21 protein-coding genes and 1 riboswitch are annotated in these 21,629 nt (G+C 61.5%); of the genes, 4 read left to right on the forward strand and 17 right to left on the reverse strand.

Annotated features, from left to right (window positions below; genetic code table 11):
- Positions 1-38: 38 nt before the first annotated feature.
- From VMJ11_RS18300 to efeU, 17 genes are all read right to left on the reverse strand, one after another.
- The gene (locus tag VMJ11_RS18300; RefSeq protein WP_325620807.1) at positions 39-809 is read right to left on the reverse strand and encodes a DNA-binding domain-containing protein; all 771 of its coding nucleotides are present in this window, start codon (positions 807-809) and stop codon (positions 39-41) included.
- Positions 806-1,678 (reverse strand): DUF692 domain-containing protein, encoded by an 873-nt coding sequence (locus VMJ11_RS18305; protein ID WP_325620808.1) that lies wholly within the window; start codon positions 1,676-1,678, stop codon positions 806-808. The genes VMJ11_RS18300 and VMJ11_RS18305 overlap by 4 nt, the downstream gene beginning before the upstream one ends.
- A 42-nt stretch (positions 1,679-1,720) precedes the next feature.
- Entirely contained in the window at positions 1,721-1,975 is a 255-nt protein-coding gene (locus tag VMJ11_RS18310; protein WP_325620809.1) for a DUF2282 domain-containing protein, read from the reverse strand.
- A 114-nt stretch (positions 1,976-2,089) separates the two neighbouring features.
- Positions 2,090-2,464: a copper resistance CopC family protein gene (locus VMJ11_RS18315; RefSeq protein WP_325620810.1), complete on the reverse strand. Its 375-nt coding sequence runs from the start codon at positions 2,462-2,464 to the stop codon at positions 2,090-2,092.
- Between the two features lie 10 nt (positions 2,465-2,474).
- Positions 2,475-3,374, reverse strand: a complete 900-nt coding sequence (locus tag VMJ11_RS18320) for a hypothetical protein (protein WP_325620811.1) — start codon at positions 3,372-3,374, stop codon at positions 2,475-2,477.
- 102 nt (positions 3,375-3,476) lie between these two features.
- Entirely contained in the window at positions 3,477-3,854 is a 378-nt protein-coding gene (locus VMJ11_RS18325; RefSeq protein ID WP_325620812.1) for a DUF2946 domain-containing protein, read from the reverse strand.
- Positions 3,855-3,947: 93 nt separating this feature from the next.
- Entirely contained in the window at positions 3,948-5,009 is a 1,062-nt protein-coding gene (locus tag VMJ11_RS18330) for a HoxN/HupN/NixA family nickel/cobalt transporter (protein WP_325620813.1), read from the reverse strand.
- Between the two features lie 60 nt (positions 5,010-5,069).
- A riboswitch (cobalamin riboswitch) is annotated at positions 5,070-5,259 on the reverse strand.
- A gap of 271 nt (positions 5,260-5,530) precedes the next feature.
- Complete coding sequence (locus VMJ11_RS18335; protein WP_325620814.1) at positions 5,531-7,642, reverse strand: TonB-dependent receptor family protein; 2,112 nt, start codon at positions 7,640-7,642, stop codon at positions 5,531-5,533.
- Between the two features lie 298 nt (positions 7,643-7,940).
- Positions 7,941-8,321 (reverse strand): DUF2946 domain-containing protein, encoded by a 381-nt coding sequence (locus VMJ11_RS18340; RefSeq protein ID WP_325620815.1) that lies wholly within the window; start codon positions 8,319-8,321, stop codon positions 7,941-7,943.
- Positions 8,322-8,570: 249 nt separating this feature from the next.
- Positions 8,571-9,242: an FMN-dependent NADH-azoreductase gene (locus VMJ11_RS18345; protein WP_325620816.1), complete on the reverse strand. Its 672-nt coding sequence runs from the start codon at positions 9,240-9,242 to the stop codon at positions 8,571-8,573.
- A gap of 150 nt (positions 9,243-9,392) precedes the next feature.
- Positions 9,393-10,181, reverse strand: a complete 789-nt coding sequence (locus tag VMJ11_RS18350; RefSeq protein ID WP_325620817.1) for a DUF2182 domain-containing protein — start codon at positions 10,179-10,181, stop codon at positions 9,393-9,395.
- Positions 10,182-10,208: 27 nt separating this feature from the next.
- A complete protein-coding gene (locus tag VMJ11_RS18355) occupies positions 10,209-10,811 on the reverse strand; it encodes a DUF1326 domain-containing protein (RefSeq protein ID WP_325620818.1) in 603 nt (200 codons plus the stop codon).
- A 163-nt stretch (positions 10,812-10,974) separates the two neighbouring features.
- Positions 10,975-11,889: a copper resistance D family protein gene (locus tag VMJ11_RS18360; RefSeq protein ID WP_325620819.1), complete on the reverse strand. Its 915-nt coding sequence runs from the start codon at positions 11,887-11,889 to the stop codon at positions 10,975-10,977.
- 269 nt (positions 11,890-12,158) lie between these two features.
- Positions 12,159-12,977, reverse strand: coding sequence for an iron uptake system protein EfeO (efeO, locus tag VMJ11_RS18365; RefSeq protein WP_325620820.1), 819 nt, complete (start codon positions 12,975-12,977; stop codon positions 12,159-12,161).
- A 51-nt stretch (positions 12,978-13,028) separates the two neighbouring features.
- Complete coding sequence (gene efeB / locus VMJ11_RS18370; protein WP_325620821.1) at positions 13,029-14,321, reverse strand: iron uptake transporter deferrochelatase/peroxidase subunit; 1,293 nt, start codon at positions 14,319-14,321, stop codon at positions 13,029-13,031.
- A complete protein-coding gene (gene efeO / locus VMJ11_RS18375; RefSeq protein WP_325620822.1) occupies positions 14,318-15,520 on the reverse strand; it encodes an iron uptake system protein EfeO in 1,203 nt (400 codons plus the stop codon). The genes efeB and efeO (VMJ11_RS18375) overlap by 4 nt, the downstream gene beginning before the upstream one ends.
- Positions 15,517-16,350, reverse strand: coding sequence for an iron uptake transporter permease EfeU (efeU, locus tag VMJ11_RS18380; protein WP_325620823.1), 834 nt, complete (start codon positions 16,348-16,350; stop codon positions 15,517-15,519). The genes efeO (VMJ11_RS18375) and efeU overlap by 4 nt, the downstream gene beginning before the upstream one ends.
- Before the next feature lie 259 nt (positions 16,351-16,609).
- On the opposite strand from efeU, the gene VMJ11_RS18385 reads away from it, so the two are divergent.
- The 4 genes from VMJ11_RS18385 to VMJ11_RS18400 all read left to right on the forward strand — a co-directional run bounded on the left by VMJ11_RS18385 (position 16,610) and on the right by VMJ11_RS18400 (position 21,488).
- Positions 16,610-17,098 (forward strand): DUF2946 family protein, encoded by a 489-nt coding sequence (locus VMJ11_RS18385; protein ID WP_325620824.1) that lies wholly within the window; start codon positions 16,610-16,612, stop codon positions 17,096-17,098.
- A gap of 244 nt (positions 17,099-17,342) precedes the next feature.
- A complete protein-coding gene (locus tag VMJ11_RS18390) occupies positions 17,343-19,418 on the forward strand; it encodes a TonB-dependent receptor (RefSeq protein ID WP_325620825.1) in 2,076 nt (691 codons plus the stop codon).
- Positions 19,419-19,495: 77 nt separating this feature from the next.
- Positions 19,496-20,959, forward strand: a complete 1,464-nt coding sequence (locus VMJ11_RS18395; protein WP_325620826.1) for a PepSY domain-containing protein — start codon at positions 19,496-19,498, stop codon at positions 20,957-20,959.
- Positions 20,960-20,999: 40 nt separating this feature from the next.
- A complete protein-coding gene (locus VMJ11_RS18400) occupies positions 21,000-21,488 on the forward strand; it encodes a hypothetical protein (protein ID WP_325620827.1) in 489 nt (162 codons plus the stop codon).
- Positions 21,489-21,629 lie beyond the last annotated feature (141 nt).

Below are 21,629 nucleotides of genomic sequence, written 5' to 3' on the forward strand. Positions count from 1 at the left end.
GTGGACCGGGCGCGATTCCTTGTCACCATCGAATAGTTTCAGGCTTGCGCAATGCCCGTCACGGCAGCTACCGATATCCACATTTGCAACTGCGCGGAAATATCAAACGAACTATCGATGTCCAGCCCGACGTCGATCGCCTCGTTCACTGTACGGCCGCGTTGCAATGCCAGAAATGCTTCATGTGCGGCCCGGCTCTGATCCACTACAACAGGGCGCCACTGCGGACGCACAACGAGCGCACATGCCGCAGCAGCGATATCGCCCGGGGCATGACCACTGGGTTGATGGGCGCGCCAGATATCGCCGATCGAGTGTCGTGAGCGAAGAGCGGAGCATGCGGCATGGACTGTCAGCGTGCTATCCAGAATGCGCTGGCTCCCAATGTTCTGCCATTGCTGCATAGGCGTGATCTGTGGGGCGGCCGCATACCAGGCGTTGTGAACGGCCCATTCGAGCCGCGCGATGTCACCAAAGTAGTCGTAACGCGGGTTCTGCTCCCACAACTCAACGAACTCGGGCAGGTGCGCTCCGTATCGGTTCAGATCACCGCTTTCCGATGGCCGATCTTTTGCGTAGGCCTGTGCGAGCGCGGCGAAATAGCGCTCTCCTGTCAGCGCTAGCAGAACCGGGTAGGCGTTCTTCAGTGCCGCAAGCCAGGCCGACTGGACGTTGCGGCGGTACACATTCAGACGCACGCCGACGAAATCGCGAGGCGTGGACAGGTGATCTGACAAAGCAGAGTCGGATTGCGGATCGTAGATGGCGCTGGAAAATGCTTCCTGAATGGCTGCAAGCGGAGTCTTCACTTTTGCTCCCGTACGAGCGCGTCGGATACCGGCGCGCTATCGATACGCTCCCGAACCCCGCGGGCCCTGTTCGCCTCTTCGACGAGTTCTGCGAGGGGAGGCAGATTCGTGTCCCACTCGATCAGCGTCGGGCAGTGTACGAAACGAGGCAGCGCATATTCGTACAGACGCCATACTTCCGGCGTCACGCGGGAGCCGTGATCGTCGATCACACCGCTGTTGGTCACGCTATGTCCTGCCAGATGAATTTCACCGACCACCTGTGACGGAAGCGCATCGATGGCCGCGATCGCATCTTCGCCGTGATTGCACTGATTGACGAAGAGATTGTTGATATCGAGCAGGATGCCGCAACCCGTGCGGCGTGCCAGTTCCACGAGAAACGCGGTTTCTCCATACTGGTCGACGCGAAAACGCGTGTATGCCGACACGTTCTCCAACAGGATTGGGCGTTGCAGCGATTCCTGGAGTGCGTCAACGCGTGGACAAAGATACTCAAGCGCTTCATCGGTAAGCGGCAGTGGTAACAGATCGTTGAGATACGCGGACGATACCGCGTTCCACGCAAGATGTTCGGAAACGATCTGCGGCTCAATGCGATCCGCGAGGCGCCGCAGTTTGCCGGCATGATTCATGTCAAGCGGGACAGGGGACCCCAATCCGAGTCCTACACCGTGAAGACAAACGGGCAGATCGCGCCGGACAGTCTCGAGAACATGAAGATCATAGCCGCCGTCGCCAAAATAATTCTCGCTGTGGACCTCGACCCAATCCACAGCGGGCGTCGTTGCAAGAAAATCCGCGTAGTGCGCATGGCGTAGGCCAACGCCTATGCCATGTGTGTGCCGCACCGTGTTCTTCTCACTCATCGCGCAGTGCCTCGCGTCATTCGACGGGTACGAACAGCGCGTTTAACCATCAACAGTTCCGCCCAGCTTCTTGCATGTGCCCTCCGGCACCTTCTTGAAGTCACCCTTGTCGTTATCAACCTTGGCTTCGCGTGCGCAGCTATGAACCCCCGTTTTGCTGGCGCAGTCATTCTGTCCGGCTTTAGCAATGCCATAGCATTGAACCTGCTTTTCTGCGTGTGCCAGCTGGGGCGTGCCAACGGCAAGGCCGGCAAGTGCCGTGGCAATGAGCGCCTGGCGTGCTGTATCGGTTTTCATGTTCTCTCTCCTGTTCGAAAGGAATGGTGGGCGCGAGAGCCTTGCCGCGCTAGATTCGGCCGTCTGATGTGCAATATAGTCAATATCCAGCCAGTTCCCCCGCGCGGCTGGCCGTTACTTCACCTCGAAGCTGTAATTGCCATGTGTCCGGTGCCCGTCGGACGCAACCGCGACCCAGTGAACCGTATAGCGTCCTGATTGCAATGCAGGTAACGCCAGCGAAATGGCATTGTGGTCTTGCGCGTCCACCGCAGACTTCGCGGTGTTCACCTGCTTACCGCTCGCGTCCGTGACGGTCAGCGACGAAAACGCAGGCTCCAGTGGGCCATCGAACACGATCCTTACCTCGGGCGGCGGCGCTACGCTCGCGCCCGCGCCGGGAACCTGAGTACGCGGGAAAACGTGAGCAATGGCTACGCCTGACAAGGCGAAGCAGAGGACAAGGCCCGAAACGGTCCTCAGGCTACGCGAAACTGACAGGTTGATCATATCAATCCCCTCACCAGTTAAAGAGCGGTTTGCCGATCGTGGTCGGCGCGATGTCGTCAAAGAAGACGTGTGCCTGCACCAGGATGCCGACGTGCGAACCACTTGCATGGTTGATCGGAATCTGTGCCTCGATGCCGAACTGTCCATAGCGGTTGATCCAGATGAAACCCGGGTTGACGGTGCCCGTCGTCTGCCCCTGACTGCGCGAGAGTGGAATTTCGACAAGCGGAATCAGATTTGAAAAGGGCTGCGGCAGACCGAGAGCATGCACGTGCTGCTCCAGATAAGGCAGGCTGTATTGCACCGTAAAGCCGTAGTTGAATGCATTCGGCTGACCCGCGCCCGTCGTGAGGGATGGTCCGAATTCGCCCGTGATCGCAACGGGCTTCAGATACGCGAGCGAATCGGGCAGATCGCCCATGCCTTTGCCGATGTAGACGGTTGGCGAGATGGTCGAGAAGCTGTCGCCGATCGCGTGGCTACCGGTGTCACCGAGTTCGGCATCCACTCCGATCGAGGTCATGAACTCGTGTGGTTCATTGACGTACAGCAGATACTTGAGCCCGACGTCGAAGTTGTCGAAACCGTGTGCAGTCGGGTTGTTCTGCATTACATACGTTCCACCGACCGATAATGCAAGCCGCGAGGTAATGAGCTTGTCGTACTCGAAATCGAAAGTGTTGACGCTCTGGTCGCCGTTGTCTCCCGGTACACGAACATGGCCGAACTGCAGATTGGCCTCGTCGCCCACGCCGGGGTCGTCGACGGCCATGGTGGCCGGGAAGACGCGGTCGCCGGCTATTGCGTGCGCCTGCGCATGTAGCGGCAGCAGTGCAATGAGGCCAAACGTAGCTGCAATGAGTGATGAAGCGGCGCGCGCAGACGCGCGTCCCGTTGAATGGGTTTGCATGGACGCATCCTCTGTCCTGATTGTGGTCGGGCACGCGCGGGATCGATGCGCGCGAGCGTCTGCCATGCGCAATATAGGCATGGCAGCGGTAGTGAAGCTGGATCAGGAAATGAGGAAGGGAGGTGCGCGCGGTTGACCAGCCGCGAGCGGCTCGACGATGCGCACGCTTTCGAAGCGCGTTGCGCTTCGATGCAGAACGGCCTGAATGACCTGCGTGAAAACGAGTTGCGGCGCAATTACGGCGGGCATGTGCGCGAGCAGGCTGCAATACCCGCAGACATCGCCACCGGCCATCGACGTGTGCGCATGCGTTGCGGCCTGATCGGCCTCGTGCTGCGTGGACGGCATCGAGCAGTGCATGCCGCTTCCGCCGCCGCGCATCGCCGCAAGCGAATGCGAAATGGACGGCGCAAGCGTGGCCATCAGGATCGCAAGCAATCCGAGGAAGCTGCCAGTGAACCGGAAGAAGCGGCTTCGCATGGGCCGGGGGAGAGTTGTTTCGTTCCAAGCCTGAGTGGAAACGATTATGCCATGCCCGTCCGGTGAAACATGACGTAATCGCTATCGTGTGTATCAGCCGAGGTTGACGGGCATGTCGTCATACCCCTTAATCTTGTAGACGACGACCGATACCAGCCAGCTCAACACGAACAGCCCGATTACCGCGTAGCCGAGCAGGCCGAAATTGTCCGATGCGGCGCCAACCAGATCCCAGAAGCCGCCCTTGAGCTCCAGCTTGTCGGCGATCAGTGCCAGCGCTTCGATGCCGCCGATCAGCACGGCCACGATAACCGATACGAACGTGATGGTGATGTTGTAGTAGAGCTTGCGTACGGGTTTCATGAAAGCCCAGCCGTAGGCGCCGAGCATCAGCACGCCGTCGGCCGTATCGACGAGACACATGCCGGCGGTGAACAGTGCCGGGAAGATCAGGATCGTGCCGAGCGACATGCCGTCGGCCGCCTGGGCTGCCGAGATGCCAAACAGCGCGACCTCGGTTGCCGTATCGAAGCCGAGACCGAACAGGAAGCCGATCGGATACATGTGCCAGCTGCGCGAGACCAGCCTGAACAGCGGGCGGAAGATACGCGAGAGGAAACCGCGTTTGTTGAGCAGCATGTCGAGATCTTCCTCGACGAGACGCTCGCCGCGTTGCACGCGCCGGAACGTTTTGACCACCGAAATCAGAATCAGCACGTTCACAATGGCCAGCACGAGCAGGAAGCTTGCCGACACCGACGTGCCGATCACGCCACCAATGTCCTTCATGTCCTCGAAGCGCGCCTTCAGTGTGACGGCGGCGAATGCGACGGCGATGGACAGGCCGATCACGATCGTCGAGTGGCCCAGCGAGAAGAAGAAGCCAACGGCAACCGGCCGCTTGCCCGTCTGCATCAGCTTGCGTGTGGTATTGTCGATTGCCGCGATATGGTCGGCGTCGACGGCGTGGCGCAGGCCGAACGTGTAGGCGAGCAGCGCAGTGCCGAGCAAGGCAGGCCGAGCGTGCAGCGCAGTCAGCGCCCAGACCCAGACACCGATGTTGGCGGCCAGCAGGAGTGAAAAAATACCGATGATCTTGCCGCGCAATGCTTGTGGGCCATCATCGAACAGGTGGGAGAAAGCAGGTCGTTGCATGAATTGTCCTCGCATGCGGGTTAAGCCGCTCAGATGGAGCAGCGTCGGCCGGATTGCGTCGTCGCATTCCGGGCGTGGGCAGGTCTCCTGACTTGCGCGTCAACGTCTGGGCATCGCCTTCCCGAGCAATTCAGTGGCATACAGATGCCTGACTCTGCGTTTACAGTTGCGGGTACAGCTACGGACTCGGCTGGCGCCCCACCGTATTCCCTATCAATGCCTTGCGGCAACCCACGCCGCGCGATTATCTCGCGAAAATAAACGCGGGGGTGACGCGCGCAGACGCTAGGTGCGCATCCAGCAGATGGGCGACATGTACCCTGATGGGGATTCGGATGGCCGTGTGATCCACGCCACCCATCCAGCCCAGATGCCAAGCGCGATCAAGGCGCCCAGATTCAGTTGCAAGCGATAACGCTTTAGCCAGCCGACGATCCGTTTAGTCTCAGTCATATCGTTCTCCCTGTTCTTGAGTGAGGGGCCATGACGCCTGACTGCACCAGGCGCCACGTTATTCCGCATCAGAACGCGTAACGCATCCCGCCGTAGATGCTGCGGCCCGAGCCCGGATAAAAGATCGCGGTGCTGCTTGCCGTGCGCGCATCGGCGACTGTGCTGATGTCGCTGACGTAGCGCTTGTTGGTGAGGTTGCGCGCGTCGAGGAACAGCGACAGGCCATTGCGGAAGTCATATCCTGCCTGCACGCCGAGTAGCGTATAGCCCGGCACGCGCAGTGTGTTCGCGTCATCCGCCCATGCGCCCGCAGGCACCCAGTCGACACTCGTCGAGATGTGAAAGCCGTTTGGCCGCGCATAGCCGAGCGTCGCGCGCAGCACGTTGACGGGCACGCCGGCGATACGGTTATTGCCGTATTGCGGATCGTCCTTGAAACGGAAATCGCTGAGATTCCAGATGCCCGACAGCGTGATGCGGTCGCCTGCTCCCGGGCTCGCGACGTTGCGGAACAGATCGATCGATGCGCCTGCCTCGATGCCCTGCAGGATCGTCTTGTTCGCGTTGAAGGTGGACGCGGGGATGTCCGGGTTCGTGGTGTACTGGAGCAGCTGGTCGCGCACGATCGAACGATAACCCGTGATGTCCCACGAGAACCTGTCGCGTGTGCCGCGCGTGCCGAGCTCGAGCGTCCACGCGTGCTGAGACGCAAGCGGCGTGAAGCTGGTGGTGGTGCTGAAGGTTTGCGTCAGGTCACCGAAGTCAGGCACGTCCTGGCTGCGCGTGATGTCGATGAATGCCTGAATCTCCTTGTTGGGCTGCCACAGCAAGCCCAGCTTGGGGTTCACGCCGTTGAAGGTTTCACTCGTCGACTTGTAGGTCGGATCGGCGGCAAGGCCGCCGTGATCGACATACTTGCGCACGTCGCGCAATGCCTTGAAGCCTGCCATGACGGCGAAGGTCGGCAGAAAGAACAGTCGGTCCTCGACGTAAGCCTCATAGTTGTACGCGCTCTGCGTCGAATCGAGCGTCTGTGTGCCTTTGTCGCCCGACACGTTGATGTATTGACGTGCCTGATTGTTGCCCCCGAAAAAGCGCGCGCCGGCGATCACGTCGTTACGCATGCCGCCGAGTGTCAGGCTCGCCGTGTAGCGCGGCGCGACGCCATAGGTCCAGCCATCCTGATCGATCACCTGGAAGATCGGGTGATACAGGCTCTTGTGGATGGCCCACGTATCGACGTCGATCTGTCCGGTGTCGAGTTTGAAGGTGGTGCGGTTCGCGATGCGCTCGGTGCGCGAATTGCGCGCCTGGTCGCCGGATAGCGCGCTCGGCGCGGCCTTGGTCGGATTGTTGAGCGCATCGGAAAGCGACAGCGTGCCGGGCAGTTCCTGATTGACGATATACGCACCGAAATAAAAACGCGTCTCCACATTGGGGGTGAAGCGGTACCCGAGATTGCCGTTGAACTGCTCGTACTGGCCACGCTCGTGCTGCCGGAAACCATCCGCGTGATCGACCGTGAACGTGCCGATAAAGTCGAGCGGTCCGACGATCCGCGAGAATTGCGCGCTACCGCGCACGGTGCCGAAGCTGCCGCCTTCCAGGCGCAGCACGTTGGGCGCGACGGCCGTGTACGCAGTCGGCGTCAGGAAATCGATCGCGCCGCCAAGTGTCGAAGAGCCGTACGCCAGTCCGTTTCCGCCTTTGAAGACATCGGTCGCCTGGAGGGCGAGGGGATCGATCTGATAGTAGTCACCGCTGCCGTCGGCGAGATTGGTTGGAATACCGTCCTGCAAAATTTCCAGTCCGCGCGTGTGATAGGAGCGCGCAATGCCTGAACCGCGAATAGACAGGCGCAACTCCTGACCGTAGCGGTCCTGAACGAACACGCCGGGGACGTCCTTCAGTACATCCCGCAAGGTGAACGCATAGGAATTCACATAGGATTCGCTGTCGACGAAGCCGACCGAACCGACTGTCTGATTGAGTTCACTGCGCTGGTCGGCGACCGTCTTTGAGGTCAGCGATGGTTGACGCGTGTCCGTGACGGCGACGGGCGGCAGCGTGGTCTCGCTCGCTCGTGTGGTGCCTGAATCGGCTTGTGCAAGAGCACTGCCGGCAAACAGCATCATCGTTGCACTCGACAGCGCGCGGCGGCGGATGGCGGGTTGGAACATGGTTTTTGAATCCTTTTGTGTTATGTCGTTCTGCTGGCGTCGACGCAGCACAATTGGCTGTGTGTTGACGACGGGGGCGCTGCTGGACCTGGTCGTCGTGCACGATGGCGCGCAAGCTTCCGGTTTTCGTGGGACGCGTGTTTCCCGCCGCGCCTGCCGGCGTGAAGCGACAGGTCACGAGGCTAAGCGATGCCCGAAGGCGAACACAGCTTCGCCAGTTATTCAGACCTCGTGAAAAGCAGGGAAAGCACGCACGAACGCGTGACGACCGCACGCGGTCCTCACAGTTCACATGGCGTCAGGACTTCAGGGGAGGTGCGCGTGGTAACGCGGAAGAGAGGATCGGCCGGGCCGGTTGCAACGCAGGGGCGAGCAGCCGGGGCGCACGCTCGATCCATACGACCGGCGCGAAACTGGCGTTCGCCGATTGCACGGCGGGCGCGTGGCTGAAGAAGTGGCAATATCCGCACGCGTGCAGATGAGCAAGAGAAGGCGCGGACCTGGCGTGGTCCCCTTGCAGATCACCCGACGGATTGTCAGCCGAACAATAACTATGCAGCAGCGCGTCGATGCGTTCACGCGAGGCCAACGCTTGCGAGACGGCAGGCGCGAATGCCGTCATCAGGATTGCGAGCAATCCAAGAATACTGCCCAGCTTTTGCAAGCGTAGACGCAGCATATCGACAGGCGCCTGAAAGTTAGTAAGTTTTGAAGGGTTGAATTATGCCATGTCAGCGGACGCCGAGTATCTGTGTTCGCGCATGATGGAGTTACGCGGCTGCGTTACGCATGTATGTCTAAAGAAACTGCCGGCGCAGTCCTATGGACTTGCCGCCGGCCTGCATGCGCGACGACCTGCCGCGGCGTCAATCACTCCGCGCGCATGCAACGCGGCATACGCCCGCAGGCCCTGCCGCACCTTGTCATTTCATGCCGTCGCGACTTGTGCGCTGTGCGCACGTGTGCGTTCCCATGCTGCCCATTGGGCTGCCACGCCCTCCAGCTCCAGGTGGGCACGGTCCAATGCTGCCGTGCGTGCTTCCTGGTCCGAGAACTGCAGAGGTTGCGCATTGACGAACTGGGGGGCGTCCACGCCGATGAAACGGAATGCCGCTTTCAGTGCTGGCGTCAGGGCATCCATCGACGAAAACACATTGCCGGGCCGCAGATCTGCGCCGCGCGTTGTGATGAACAGCGTTTTCTGACGAGTCAACTGACCGACGATACGCCCGTCGTGGGTGGTCTTGTAGGTGATGTCTGTACGCGTAATGTTGTCGATGAATGCCTTAAAAGCGGATGGCATTGACCAGTTGTACATCGGCATGGCGAAGACGAATGCATCTGCATCGAACAGCCGTTTGCACAGAGCATCAGATGCGGCAAGCGTCGCGCGCATTTCGGCGCTGCGGTCCTGTTCCGCATGGTATGTCGCGATCGCAAAAGCCTCCGTCACATGCGACGGTGGGTCGACGGCGACGTCGAGGTAGTCGACTTCCACCGCTACGCCTTCTTTGCGCAGATTTTCGATGAACTGACGCGCCAACGCGCGAGAATTTGAACGCTCGCGCTTGGCGCTCGCGTCGACGTGAAGAATCCTCATGTTTCTTTCTCCGGACCTCTCTGGAAAATATTAACTACGACATTTAAAGTCGTAGTTGTGATGATAGGAAACTTGCGTTTTATGTGCAATGCAGGGTGCGGATACACAGTGTTTCGTTTGGTGGACCGAACGGCGAAGGAGCGGAGCGGCTTATAGATTCCGCTCACAGATAAATGCGGCCCATCCGAGCAGACCAATGGCGGCAGGCACGCGAATACGTCCGCCCCAGTAAGCGTTTTTCTCTGCACCCATGACCAGCGCGATCGCGAGCATCCAGCCGATATTCGTCGTACCCACCGCGAACATCAGCAGCATGAGCGCCCAGCAACAGCCGATGCAGAACAGGCCGTGGCTCCACCCAAGTGTAAAACTGGACCACATTTCGCGTGTGCCGTGCCAACGTTCGCTAATGAACAACATAGGAGAACGGCAGCGGTTCAGGCAGCGCAGCTTCGATGAACTCAACTGATAGGCCCCGGCAATCGCGAGGATGGTGGCGCCCGGTATCCAAGCATGCAGGGCCAACCAGGGCGCGTTGTCGGCCAGGCGATGGAGCAGGGCATCCGCACCGTGCGCGACCGTGCCGAATAGCATCCAGGCGCAAAGGTAACCCGCAACCAGCAGCGTTATCAGCTGGTTGCGATCAACGCGGTCACGCGTGAGACAACGAAAGAAATGAAGAAGCGGGAGCGTTGTGGCCAGCATCATCGCAATGAGCATGAGCAGCCACGACAGCATATGCAGCACAATCAGCACGCCGCCGGGCAGTTCCCGCAATGTACTGCACAGGTGATCCACCAGCGCGCCGTCGAGCCAGCCAGTATGGGCGGCGTAATTGGCGTAAGAACTGTTGTCCCACCCCCAGAGTGTCAGCCACGCAGTTATCGAAACAGCGGCAACTGCTGGTGTGACGAAGCTGGCGTGCGCGTTCGTTGCCATGGGCGCGTGAGGTATGGTTTGCGAGCCTTACGCATGAAAGCGGAAATGCCCTTGAGTGGCATTGTGACCTGACAGGCTGATATCTATCTTCAGGCCCGCATTCTTCATGCGATAGGCACTCGCCTTGCTTACGATGGCGGGAGAACACGGCGTCGTTGCGGTTGTATTGCCGAGCAATATGGCGGGCGCACCGCTCGCGTTCCAGTAGGGTTCCATTTCCGCGTGTATGTCGCCCCGGATGTCCAGTTTCCCTTTGCCACCCTGCAGTTCGAAGGTGATAGGCGCGCGCTCGATCGACACGATTTTTCCGTAGAGATGTGCAAAATCGCCAAGCGGCCCGCCTCGCTCTCCGCGATAGACGCTCGACAGCGCCTCGAACTGGGCGTCCGTCGCCCGTTCGTCGATGAACAGAACCACTTGCCAGTTTCCCAGCAGAATATTGCCGGGAATAAACGTCGCGACAGCCACGGTGAGGCCGGATACATCGACATCGTCGATGGTCCCACTGTCGAAGTGGTGCGCAATGGCCGCGCAGCACGCTCCGTTGTCTGCATTCTCCCCGAGGCAGCAAGGACACAGGACGTTGCAATCGCACACTTCCAGAATGCTTCCCTGTAACTGGTAGCTCATCTCAGCCTCCTTGGTCGATGCGTGCGGCGGCCCGTTCATGAGGCAGCTTATCTGGAGCATAGTCCATCGGAGAATTCGACCCAAACCGGCGTCAGGCGAAGCAGAGGTCGAATCGCATGTCCAGATGGCAGGCGGTCGGCGTCATGGCACGTCGGCCGTGAGGTTACGATGCAGACGGAGAGGTATGCCCAAGAATTGCTGCAATGGTAAGGATAACCAGCATCACAACGGCTTCCACCGACAGGAGCCTGCCGAATCTGCTCAAGATGGCATCGAACGTTGTCCCTTGCATGCGACTATGAGTGTGCAGGTCGGGCAACACGACCATACGATTCCATCCGCCCAGCAGGATCGCGAGCACTACGCAAACCAGCTTGATGCTCAATATCTGGCCCCACGGGAGCATCATGGGCTGACCATGGACGCCTCGCGTATCCCACCATACGTTGGAGATGCCCGTCAACAGAACGACAACGAGCGAGATGGCCGCCAGGTGCGACACGCCCGTCAGAAAGCGGGTGATAGCCACGGGGTCTGTTTCACGCCGTATCAACCCGCGCTGCGTTGCGGCAGTCACGATGACGCTTCCAGCCCAGAGCGCCGTCGCGCACAGATGAAGGATGTGTACGACTTCCCGTGGCGTTGCGTCGCCGGTATCAGCGGCGTGGCTTGCCGCGGCCTTGCCTGCCGCCCAGATCACTAGCCCCGCGACCGTGATGACGGTGCCTGTGAGGTTACCGCCGCGACTCGCCAGCGCTGCGAGCACTGCGCCGAGCAGGCCGACGAGCCACGTCATGCCGTAGTGGGACTCGGTCAGGACGGCCAGGACTTGCGAAAACGCTTCGAATAGCGGCACATCGCTCATGACGGCTGCCTGAAGCCAGAGGTACAAGGGCGCGCACGCAACCAGCATGCACGCGCAAACGAAGCACCATCCCTTGAACATTGCCAGCGCAGATGTGCCGGTGTGTCTCGCGAGCATGTCGCACGCCAACGCGCCCGCCGCGATCGCGAACAGTATGTTTTGAACGACGACGAGACCAGTCTGCAAATCGATGGTGAGGCTGGTTCCGCTCATGGGGTGCTTGCCTCCAGCGCACGGCGGGCCATGGCTGCCAGTGAAGGTTGCATCTCAGGAAGCCTTGCGGCTAGCCGATGCGCCGCGTTGCCGCGGCGGCATGGGCCTGAGCGATACGCCTGGCCGGCGAGGCGCCTGCATAAAGTATATGGCCTACTTGTCGACGGGACGTGGTGCTGGCGCTCCAGTCGGTCGCCTCAATGGCTCCGGTTGACGGAAGGCACCGTGGCGGTGCCGCAGATCTACCGGGCATGCTGTCGATGCTTCGCTTACTTGAGGCCGAGCATGCCGCGCAGGCGCGACAGATCTTCGGCAAGCGTCTGAACGGGACCTACGAGCGCCTTGCGATCAGATGCTGACAGCTTGTCGTAGGTCTCGTAGCCGGTCGGCGTCTTATACTTCGCCAGAATGCGATCGACCGTCGCGAAGTTGGCTGCGATCTTGTCGGCGAATTTCGGATCCTGCTTGCGGATCAGCGGTTCGAACAGCTGCACGATCTTCTGCGCGCCATCGACGTTCGCCTGGAAATCCCACAGGTCGGTGTGGCTATAGCGGTCTTCCTCGCCCGAAATCTTCGTCGCAGCCACCTCCTCCATCAACGCGGCAGCCCCACCGACGACCTTCGAAGGCGGGAACACCAGCGTCGCGATGCGCTTTTGCAGATCGAGCACGTCGTGCATCAGCTTGTCGGCGACTGGCACGAGACCTGCTGTGCTGTTCTGCGCGAAGAGCCCATATTCGATGCGATGGAATCCGCCGAAGGTCGGATCGTTTTCGCGCTTTTCGTGATCGTCCGCACGCGAGTCGATGGCGTTATCGAGATCGCTGAATAGTTCCGCGATCGGCTCGACGGCTTCATAGTGCGCGCGCGTCGGTGCATAGAGCTGCTTCGCCTTGGCGAGATCGCCAGCTTTCACGGCGTCGGTGAAGGCGCGGGTCTGCGCGACGAGATCGGTGACTTCCGTCGAGACGTAGATCTTGTAGTCTGCAACCGGCTTGACGAGATCCAGCGGCGCGACGGCAGCATAGGCCGTTGTCATGCCGCCGACCATTGCCGCAATTGCCAACGATACGATGTGCTTTTTCATGGTGTCGGTTCTCCTGTCGTCTGGTTAATCTGTTCGCAACGGACGGCGCACTCACGCGTTCAGCAACGTGCGTCCGAGAAAATCGTCCTTGACCGGCACGCCAGGCAACACGAAAAAGTACCCGCCGCCAATCGGCTTGATGTACTCCTCGAGCGGCTCGCCATTCAGCTTCTCCTGCACCGCGATGAATCCTTCCTGCAGATTGGCCTGATACGCGATGAACAGCAGCCCCATTTCAAGTTGGCCGTTCGGTGCGACGCCATTCGAATAGTTGAAGGGCCGGCGCAGGATCAGATGCTTTTGCGCTTCCGGTGTGCGGTCGTTGGCAAGGCGGATGTGCGCATCGAGCGGGGTCTTCTTGCCTTCCGGATCGGCTGCGTAATCAGGTACGTCGAACTCGGTTTTGCCGTCGAGGGGCGCGCCAGTCGGCTTGTGGCGGCCAATGATCGATTCCTGTTCCTGCAACGGCGTGCGGTCCCATCGCTCGACGAAGTTACGGATGAGTCGTACCGCCTGATACGAGCCATGCGTCGCCCATGCTGGCTCGCTGTTCTCCTGTCCCACCCAGACGATGCGCTCCATCAGTACCGCGTCGCTGGAATCCGGGTTGGCGGAACCGTCGCGGAAGCCGAGCAGGTTTCGCGCGCTTTCGGGCCGCTTGCTGGCCGAGGCTGCAATCACCGGCACGGTGCCTTCCTGCTTCCAGCGCAACACCAGAAGATCGGGCGTGTTCTTCACGATGTCACGCAACGCGTGGATATTCGTGTCTGGCGTGTGGGCGCAAAACTGCAGCAGCAGATCGCCGTGACACAGACGTTCGACCAGCGCGTCATTCGGAAAGCCCGTCATCGGCGTGAGATGGACCGGCTTGTGCGCGGCCAGGCCGAAGCGGTCGTCGAACAGCGACGCGCCCACCGAGACAGTCACGGTCAGCCCGTCTGGCGTGACGACGGGGCCAAGAATGCCGGAATCTGGGGGCGGGTAGTCCGGGTCAGTCTGCGGAACCGGGCCGCCTGTGGTCAGGAATGCGATGCGTTCGGTCAACACACGGAACAGGCGTTCGAGTCCGGCGCGGTCGCTGGCGAGCACGTCGAAAGCAGCCACCATGCCTGCTGCGGGGCGCGGTGTGGTGATGCCTTGCTGGCGCAGGCCGTGGAACGGATAACGGTCGTCGATGCCGCCTTTTGCGGCCGGGGCGTCCGTAACGTGTTTGGCCGCGGGCGCGGCAGCGTTGGCGAGATCTGCGACAAGCGCACCGCCGAGGAGTCCTGCGCCCGCCAGGAGACGGCGCCGGCGTGGCGATTCAGGGAGTCCGGCAGTGAGGTCGAAAGGGCATTGCGTCATGATGATGAAGCGTTATGTTCGAGGCCGAGTGCGGGATTCACACGGCGCAGGCTGTCGATCAGCGCATTGATCTGGCCGGACAGCGTGTTGTTGGTGGAAACAGCGATGGGCGAGCCGTTCGCGCTCGCCGCCAATTTTTTGAGCGTGGCATCGAGCTGGCTGAAGTTGTCCGCGAGCGCCTTGCCCAGCGACGGATCCGTTTTGAGCAGCGGCGTTAGCAGGTCGCTGATCTCACGAATGCCGTCCAGGGTCGCTTCGAACTGCGTGCCGCTGTCCTTCGCGTACGGCGTCTTCACGTCGGCGGCGAGCCTGTCTCTGACCTGTTCCGCGTGCCGTACGGCGAGGTTCGCCAGTTGTGCGGGCTGCATCGACAGCGCATCGATGCGTGTGGACAGCGCGGCGATGTCGGCTGCCAGCTTGTCGGCGACGGGCTTTAGCCCGGTCGTGTCGCCTTGACCGTAGAGGCCGTATGCAATCCGATAGAAGCCACTGAACGCGGGATCCTGCGCGCCTTTGTCGAAATAGAGGGCGGGTGCATCGATGCGGTGATCGAGGTCCGCGAACAGCGCCGCGACCGGCGCGATGCGGGCGTACTCCGCGTGTGCCGTCGCGTACGCGTCGCGCGCGGCGGCCAGGTCGGCTGCCTGGATCGACGATGAAAGGGATTTCGCCGCGCTTGCCAGGCCTGCTGCATGGATGCCCAGGTAGACGCGATATTCGGAAAGCGGGCCGATGAAATCGACCGTCGACAGCGTCGCCGGTTTCGCCGCCGCGTCCGCTGCGGGCGTGACGACCAGACTGCCGCGCGGGTTGCTGAGCAGACCACAGGTGATCGCGTAGTTGCCCGGCGCGAGATCGACAGAGAGCGACTGTGTGAAGCCGGGCGCGATGTTCTCGCGCTCCTCGATCACCATCACGCCGTCCAGGATCTCCCATTCGACGGCCCGGTCGGACGTGTTGTGTATGTTGAACACAGCGGGGCCGGCCAGCACGGAAAGGCTGGAGGGCGTGCATTCATGCGCGCCGACTTCGACGCTCAGCGCGCGCTGATTGTTCGAATGGGCACGCTGCGCAAAGCGCGTGGCCTGATAAAACAGCACCAGACCCGCCAGCACCAGCAGAATCGACACGGCCAGCGCGGCGCGCACAGTTTTGACCGGCAATTGCTGCGGGGCAGCCAGGGTGGAACGATCACTCATTTTTGCAGTTGTCCTTCGGCCACGTGCGCAGGCATCGGCCGCAGGAACAGATAAAGGGTGACGATGAGGAAAGCAATGTAGACGAGCACCTCGCTGACGGTCGGCGTATCCTGGTAGCCGAAGATTCCCGAGAACAGTGTGCCGGCCGCGCTGCCGACGGGCAGGAAGCCGCTGAGATCGACGACTATGCCCTGCAGGTGATTCCACAGCCCGGCCTCATGCAGTGCACGCACCGAGCTGGCGAGAATGCCGGCCGCGACGACGAGAATGAACACGCCCGTCCAGCGGAAGAAGCGGCGCAGATTCAGCCGCACGCCGCCTGCGTAGATGCCGTAACCGACCAGCGCCGCACACAGGACGCCGAGCAATGCGCCCAGCGGCGCGGCAGCGCCAGCGCTCTGCTGGAACGTGGCGAGCAGGAAAAACACCGACTCGAGTCCTTCGCGGGCGACCGCGAAGAAGATCATCGCGATCAGGCCGTAGGCCTTCGCGCCGGGTTGTGCGAGCGCAGCGTCGACGGAGGCGCGCAATTCGGCCGCGATGGAGCGCGCGGCCTTGCGCATCCACAGCACCATCGAAGTCAGCACGATCGCGGCGATTACGCCGACGATGGCCTCGAACAGTTCCTGCAGCTTCTGCGGGAACTCGGCGCTGGCAAATTGCAGCCCCGCGCCAGCAAAAAGCGACAGTGCGACGGCCAGCAGAATGCCGATCCATACGACGGGCAGCCACTGACCGCGGCCGGTCTGACGCAGGTAGCTGGCGACGATGCCGACAATCAGGGCGGCTTCGATGCCCTCGCGCAGCATGATAAGAAACGGGACAAGCATGCGGTCGTAAGCGAAAGAGGATAGTCGAATAGTTTAATCGCAAGTAGCAATCATTCGCATTATTAAATTCGCCGGAGTGCCGCTATAGGCAGCTCGAAGCCGTCGACCACGCTTCAACGGCCATACGGCGGGCATTTTGCGGTGCCTGCGGCAAAATGTTGCGCATTCGACATGGCGGGGCCCGGTCGCGCTGGCGTCAGCTGCCGACTCGCGTACCTGACTCAGAGCGTTTGAGGTAACACATGTAGAATCTCGCGCCATGAACCTTTTTCGCCACTTCCTGTCGCGAGGCGGCGTGGTTCGGCACGGTCTGTTTTTGCTGGTTTTCAGCGTGCTGATGTCACGAGCCTTGTTGCCTGGCGCTGTCATGATCGATCCGGATCAGACGGCGGCAAGTGGCATGCTGGTCATTTGTTCCGGCCATGGTGCGATGGTCATCGATCAGACGGCTGGCTTCGCCCTCGACGAGCAGATCGCGCGCGCGGCGCCAACGCACGTGTCAATCGCCACAGACCACGCTTCGAGAAATCTGCATTCCGGCCAGGAAGGCAACACGTCGAACAAGGACAGCGGCGTGTGTGCATTCAGCGCGGCGCTGGCGACTGCACTTGCGTGCGCCGCGGTTCTGCTGCTGCTTTTTCTTCCGCTCGCCGCGCGCCAGTTCTGGCCCACGCGATCGACCGACAGTCCGGCGCGCCTCGCCGTCCACACGCGCCCCCTCACGCGCGCCCCGCCCGTATTCAGCTGACAAGACGGACTGTCCGCTCACGCCCGTATCGAGATGACGGCGTGCCTCTCCGATTTCCTGAATACTGATGATGAACAAGGTTCAACGCCCGCATGCTGCGGGTCGTGCCCACGCGCGCGCGCCTTCGATGCGCAGCGCAGACAACTATTGTCCCGCGCGAGCCATCGCGCTTGCTATTCCGGCACTGCTGGCCAGTGTGCCGGTTGCTCACGCCGCAAGCTCGACAGGGGCACCGGATTCAGCCTTGGCCTCAACGAGCAGCAACGCGGATGCAGCCGCGAGCGCGGCGCTGCCGAGCGTTACCGTGTCCGCCAGCAAGGGTTCGACACTCGACGACATGGACCTGAGCACGACGTCGCTGTCGCGCAAGCAGGTCGAACAGGCGCCGGAAACGACCGTCGACCAGATCGTCAACAAGATTCCGGGCGTCTACACGCCGATGGTCTCCACGTTCGCCTTGCATCCCACGTCGTCGATCGTGAGCATTCGCGGCTTCGGCAACGCGTTCGGGACGAAGACGCTGGTGCTCGTCGACGGCGTGCCGATCAACGATGGCTATTTCCGCACGGTGGACTGGTCGCTGGTGCCCAAGGGCAGGGTGGACCAGATCGAAGTGATCCGCGGCGGCGGCGCCACGAGCCTGTGGGGCAACCTCGCGATGGGCGGCGTCATCGACATCATCACGAAAGAGCCGCAGCCCGGCGAAAAGACGCTGGATGTGTCGTACGGCAGCTTCAACACGCGCACGGCCGATGCCGCCATTACGCTCGTGTCGGCGCCGGTGCTGAAGGTCGGCCTGACGGCCAGCACGTATCACACGGACGGCTACAACCTCACGCCCGAGCAATATCGTAATGCATCGAACGTGGCGACCTCCGGCTTCGCGAACAACGTTGCGCTGTCGTTCTATCTGACGCCCGATGCCGCGTCGAAGTACTACCTCGAGATCTACGACCACGACAAGCATGAAGACGGCCTCGTCTACGCCAACGCGAAGAACACGTGGGAGCGTTATGGTCTGCGCGCAGGCGCGACGCGCAAGCTCGACGACGGCAGCAGCCTGAACGCGTACATGTGGCTCGACCGCACGAACTTTTCCACGCAGAACGCGACGCAAACGGGCGGCTATTCGCTGTCGACGCCGACGCTCGGCTATTCGTACGTGTCGCAGATCGAGTATTCGCCGTACAGGACGGGCGGCGGATCGGTCTACTGGCAGAAGGATATCGGGCCCATCCACGATCTGAAGGTCGGCGTGGACTACCGCTACCTGGGCGTGGACGACCAGAACAATCTGTACAACGTCGCCGGCAGCAACACGTCGAGCTTCACCGCTCACGGCCAGCACCAGTTCTTCGGCCTCTTCTCGCAGGGCACCTACAGGGCGCGTTCGATTCCGCTCGACGTGACGCTCGGTCTGCGCGGTGACTACTGGCGCGCCAGCAATGCGTCGATTGTGGGGCAGTCGCTGGCGGGTAGCCTGAACCAGCAACTCGACAACGCGGACAAACTGACCTTCAATCCGCGCCTTGGCGCGAAGTACTACTTCGACAACGGACTTGATCTGCGTGCCGCCGTGTACAAGGATTTCTCCGCGCCGGGAATGAACCAGATGTATCGCTCGTATGTCTCTGGCGGCACGTACAACGCGACCAATCCGAATCTGGTGCCGGAGACCAACGTCGGCGAGGAAATCGGCTGGGATCTGAAGCGTGACACGTACAACGTGTCATTTACGGCGTTTCACAATCGCGTCAGCAATTACATCGACTATCCGACGCTCTGTTCGACGGCTGCCAGTTGCGCGGGCTTTCTGAACGGGACGGGGTTGAGCAGCATTACATCGGTGCGGCAGTACCAGAACGTTGGCAAGGCAACCATCATGGGCGCGGAACTGTTCGGCGACATCAAGGTGTTGCCGAGCCTGACGCTCAAGAGTGGTCTGACCTACACGGAAGCGTATCTGACGGAATCGAATTCGCCTGCTACGTCGCCGACGCATAACCAGATCGGTCAGATTCCGCATTGGGTCTGGACGGGTGGCGCGAGCTGGGAGGCGTTGCCGGCGCTCACGCTGACCGCGCAGGTGAAGGCGTGGACGGGCTACTGGTACAACACCGCGCACACGGTCAGGAACGGCGGTGCGGCCGTGATTGACCTCGGGGCGTCGTACCACGTGAACAAGACGGTAGAGCTGTACGGCCTGATCCAGAACCTGGGTGGTCATCTGTATTACGACACGGGCGCGCAGGGCACGACGACGCCGCCGCAACGGGGACAGCCGTTCAGCATTTATGGCGGCATCAGGGTCACGCTCTGATTTTGTAAATGTCATATCCTGAAGCGTGGTGCGTGGTACGCGGCGCTTCAGGCCTGATGGATTCGAGGAGGATTTTCATGTCCACAACGCTCAGACAGGCTGCATCGACTGCACGCCAGACCGGCAACGGTTACCGGACGCTATGGCGGTGGCATTTTTATGCCGGACTGTTCGTGATGCCTTTCCTTGTGGTCCTTGCGATCACAGGCACGATCTATTGCTTCCAGCCGCAGATCGAGCCTTTGTTGTATCCCCATCGGTTGATCGTGCAGCCAGAGACGCGCGCCCGGCTGGGCGAGGAAGCGTTGCTTGCGCGTGCGGCCACCGCCATGCCGAAGGGCGCTGTCCCGAGCAGCGTGCGCGTGCCGTCGGAGCCGAATCGCAGTGCCGAGTTCGTGTTCCGTCTTCCGCAGGGCGGCAGCGAGAGTGTCTACGTCAACCCGTACAGCGGCGAGGTGCTGGGCACGTTGAGCGTCGAGAACCGCCTGATGCAGGTGTCGCGGATGCTGCATCGCAAGCTGCTGCTCGGCAAGCCGGGTGAATTGCTGATGGAACTGGTGGCCTGCTGGACGCTGGTCATGATCGGAACAGGTATTGCGCTGTGGTGGCCGCAGGCGGGCACACGGCTGCGCGAAGCGCTGTTGCCCACGCTGTCTCTTCAGGGCCGGCCCTTCTGGAAGAGCCTGCATGCCGCGCTGGGCATCTGGCTTGCGCTCGGTGCCATCGCGTTCGTGCTGACGGGCTTGCCGTGGACGGGCTCGTGGGGCCAGTATTTCAAGTCGCTCGCGACCAGCGCCAATCTCGGCTCGCCGCCGGGCGCGTGGGGTGGCCTGCCGCTGCGCTCCAGCGTGCCCGGCGCGGCGCCGTCGGCTGCACCGCCCGCCGTCAATGCCGGCGCGCATCACATGGACGGGATGGAATCGATGCCCGGCATGAAGATGGACGACATGCCGCTCGCGAACGTGCCCTGGGCCGTTGGGGCGGTGCAGGTGCCGCATTCGCCGGCGGACACGACAGGTGCGCGTCTGCCCCTTGCCAGTGTGATCGACATGTTGCGCCGTGACGGCATCGACGGCGGCTACGAGATCGCACTGCCGACCACGCCGGACGGTGTCTATACCGTGTCGTATTTCCCCGCCGATCCGAAAGCGGAGCGCACGATCTATATTGACCAGTACGACGGCGCCGTGCTGAAAGACATTCGCTATGAGGACTACGGTGCCGTGTCGAAGGCTGTGTCATACGGCACAGCACTTCACATGGGCCGGTATTTCGGTCTGGCCAATCAGATCGTGTGCGCGGCTATTTCGATTGGACTCGCCACCATGGCCGTGACGGGTTGCGTGATGTGGTGGAAGCGCAGGCCGTTGGGTTCGCTCGGGGCGCCGGGGCGCGAACGCGCAGCGCCGCCGATGCGCGGCTGGAAGACGGGGCTGGTCCTGCTCGGCCTGGTGTTTCCGTTGATGGGCGCGACACTGGTTGCTGTCTGGCTTGCCGATCGCGTGATCTTCGGGCCATCCGCGCGGCGTCTTGTGTCGTGAAAGACGTTAGCGCGATGTTCCATCGCAGGTTGCGCGGCCGATGAACTGGCTGCGCCGTTCGCGAACGCATCATTCTGTGGGGCGCTGGCTGTTGCACGCGCTCCTGCTGCTGTGCGCCGTGCGTCTTTTCGTTCCCGCCGGCGTCATGCTTGAGGACGCGACGTCGGAGGGTGACTTCGGGCTGGTTCTCTGCACGGGGCACGGGCCGCTCGTGATATCGGCCGCGGTCGACGATCCGGGTGCCGGCGTTAGCCGTAAGTCGTTCGAGCGGTATGCGCACACTGCGTCTCGCGCGTTTGACGAGCACTTCGTGTTCGAAGGGGCGCAGGATCGGGACGCGCGCTCCAATTCATTCGATCTCTGTCCGTTTGCTGGCGTTCTGACGATTGCGCTGGTCGCAATTGCAGTGCTGATTGTCGCGCACGGATTCGATCTTCGAGCACGTGGTCCATCCGCTGCGCGGACCCGTATCTTTTCGCGGCCATGCGCCGCTGCGCACCGGCCACGCGCGCCACCGACGTTGGCCTGACACAAGGGCAGCACTGCGCGCAACGCGCTTCGCCACTGCCTTCCACGCATCGAATCTGCCAGTTGTCCGCACTATCGTGTGCGACCGACGAGGGGATCCTTCGTCCGTCGCTCGCGATACGAACCGCAATCCGGACAGCCG

Source organism: Paraburkholderia sp., from assembly GCF_035501035.1.
GTDB lineage: Bacteria > Pseudomonadota > Gammaproteobacteria > Burkholderiales > Burkholderiaceae > Paraburkholderia.

Coding starts and splice junctions, on each gene's coding strand:
- VMJ11_RS18305 (WP_325620808.1), bottom strand. CDS start 1,678: ATGAGTGAGAAGAACACGGTGCGGCACACACATGGCATAGGCGTTGGC.
- VMJ11_RS18310 (WP_325620809.1), bottom strand. CDS start 1,975: ATGAAAACCGATACAGCACGCCAGGCGCTCATTGCCACGGCACTTGCC.
- VMJ11_RS18315 (WP_325620810.1), bottom strand. CDS start 2,464: ATGATCAACCTGTCAGTTTCGCGTAGCCTGAGGACCGTTTCGGGCCTT.
- VMJ11_RS18320 (WP_325620811.1), bottom strand. CDS start 3,374: ATGCAAACCCATTCAACGGGACGCGCGTCTGCGCGCGCCGCTTCATCA.
- VMJ11_RS18325 (WP_325620812.1), bottom strand. CDS start 3,854: ATGCGAAGCCGCTTCTTCCGGTTCACTGGCAGCTTCCTCGGATTGCTT.
- VMJ11_RS18330 (WP_325620813.1), bottom strand. CDS start 5,009: ATGCAACGACCTGCTTTCTCCCACCTGTTCGATGATGGCCCACAAGCA.
- VMJ11_RS18335 (WP_325620814.1), bottom strand. CDS start 7,642: ATGTTCCAACCCGCCATCCGCCGCCGCGCGCTGTCGAGTGCAACGATG.
- VMJ11_RS18340 (WP_325620815.1), bottom strand. CDS start 8,321: ATGCTGCGTCTACGCTTGCAAAAGCTGGGCAGTATTCTTGGATTGCTC.
- VMJ11_RS18345 (WP_325620816.1), bottom strand. CDS start 9,242: ATGAGGATTCTTCACGTCGACGCGAGCGCCAAGCGCGAGCGTTCAAAT.
- VMJ11_RS18350 (WP_325620817.1), bottom strand. CDS start 10,181: ATGGCAACGAACGCGCACGCCAGCTTCGTCACACCAGCAGTTGCCGCT.
- VMJ11_RS18355 (WP_325620818.1), bottom strand. CDS start 10,811: ATGAGCTACCAGTTACAGGGAAGCATTCTGGAAGTGTGCGATTGCAAC.
- VMJ11_RS18360 (WP_325620819.1), bottom strand. CDS start 11,889: ATGAGCGGAACCAGCCTCACCATCGATTTGCAGACTGGTCTCGTCGTC.
- efeO (WP_325620820.1), bottom strand. CDS start 12,977: ATGAAAAAGCACATCGTATCGTTGGCAATTGCGGCAATGGTCGGCGGC.
- efeB (WP_325620821.1), bottom strand. CDS start 14,321: ATGACGCAATGCCCTTTCGACCTCACTGCCGGACTCCCTGAATCGCCA.
- efeO (WP_325620822.1), bottom strand. CDS start 15,520: ATGAGTGATCGTTCCACCCTGGCTGCCCCGCAGCAATTGCCGGTCAAA.
- efeU (WP_325620823.1), bottom strand. CDS start 16,350: ATGCTTGTCCCGTTTCTTATCATGCTGCGCGAGGGCATCGAAGCCGCC.
- VMJ11_RS18385 (WP_325620824.1), top strand. CDS start 16,610: ATGAACCTTTTTCGCCACTTCCTGTCGCGAGGCGGCGTGGTTCGGCAC.
- VMJ11_RS18395 (WP_325620826.1), top strand. CDS start 19,496: ATGTCCACAACGCTCAGACAGGCTGCATCGACTGCACGCCAGACCGGC.
- VMJ11_RS18400 (WP_325620827.1), top strand. CDS start 21,000: ATGAACTGGCTGCGCCGTTCGCGAACGCATCATTCTGTGGGGCGCTGG.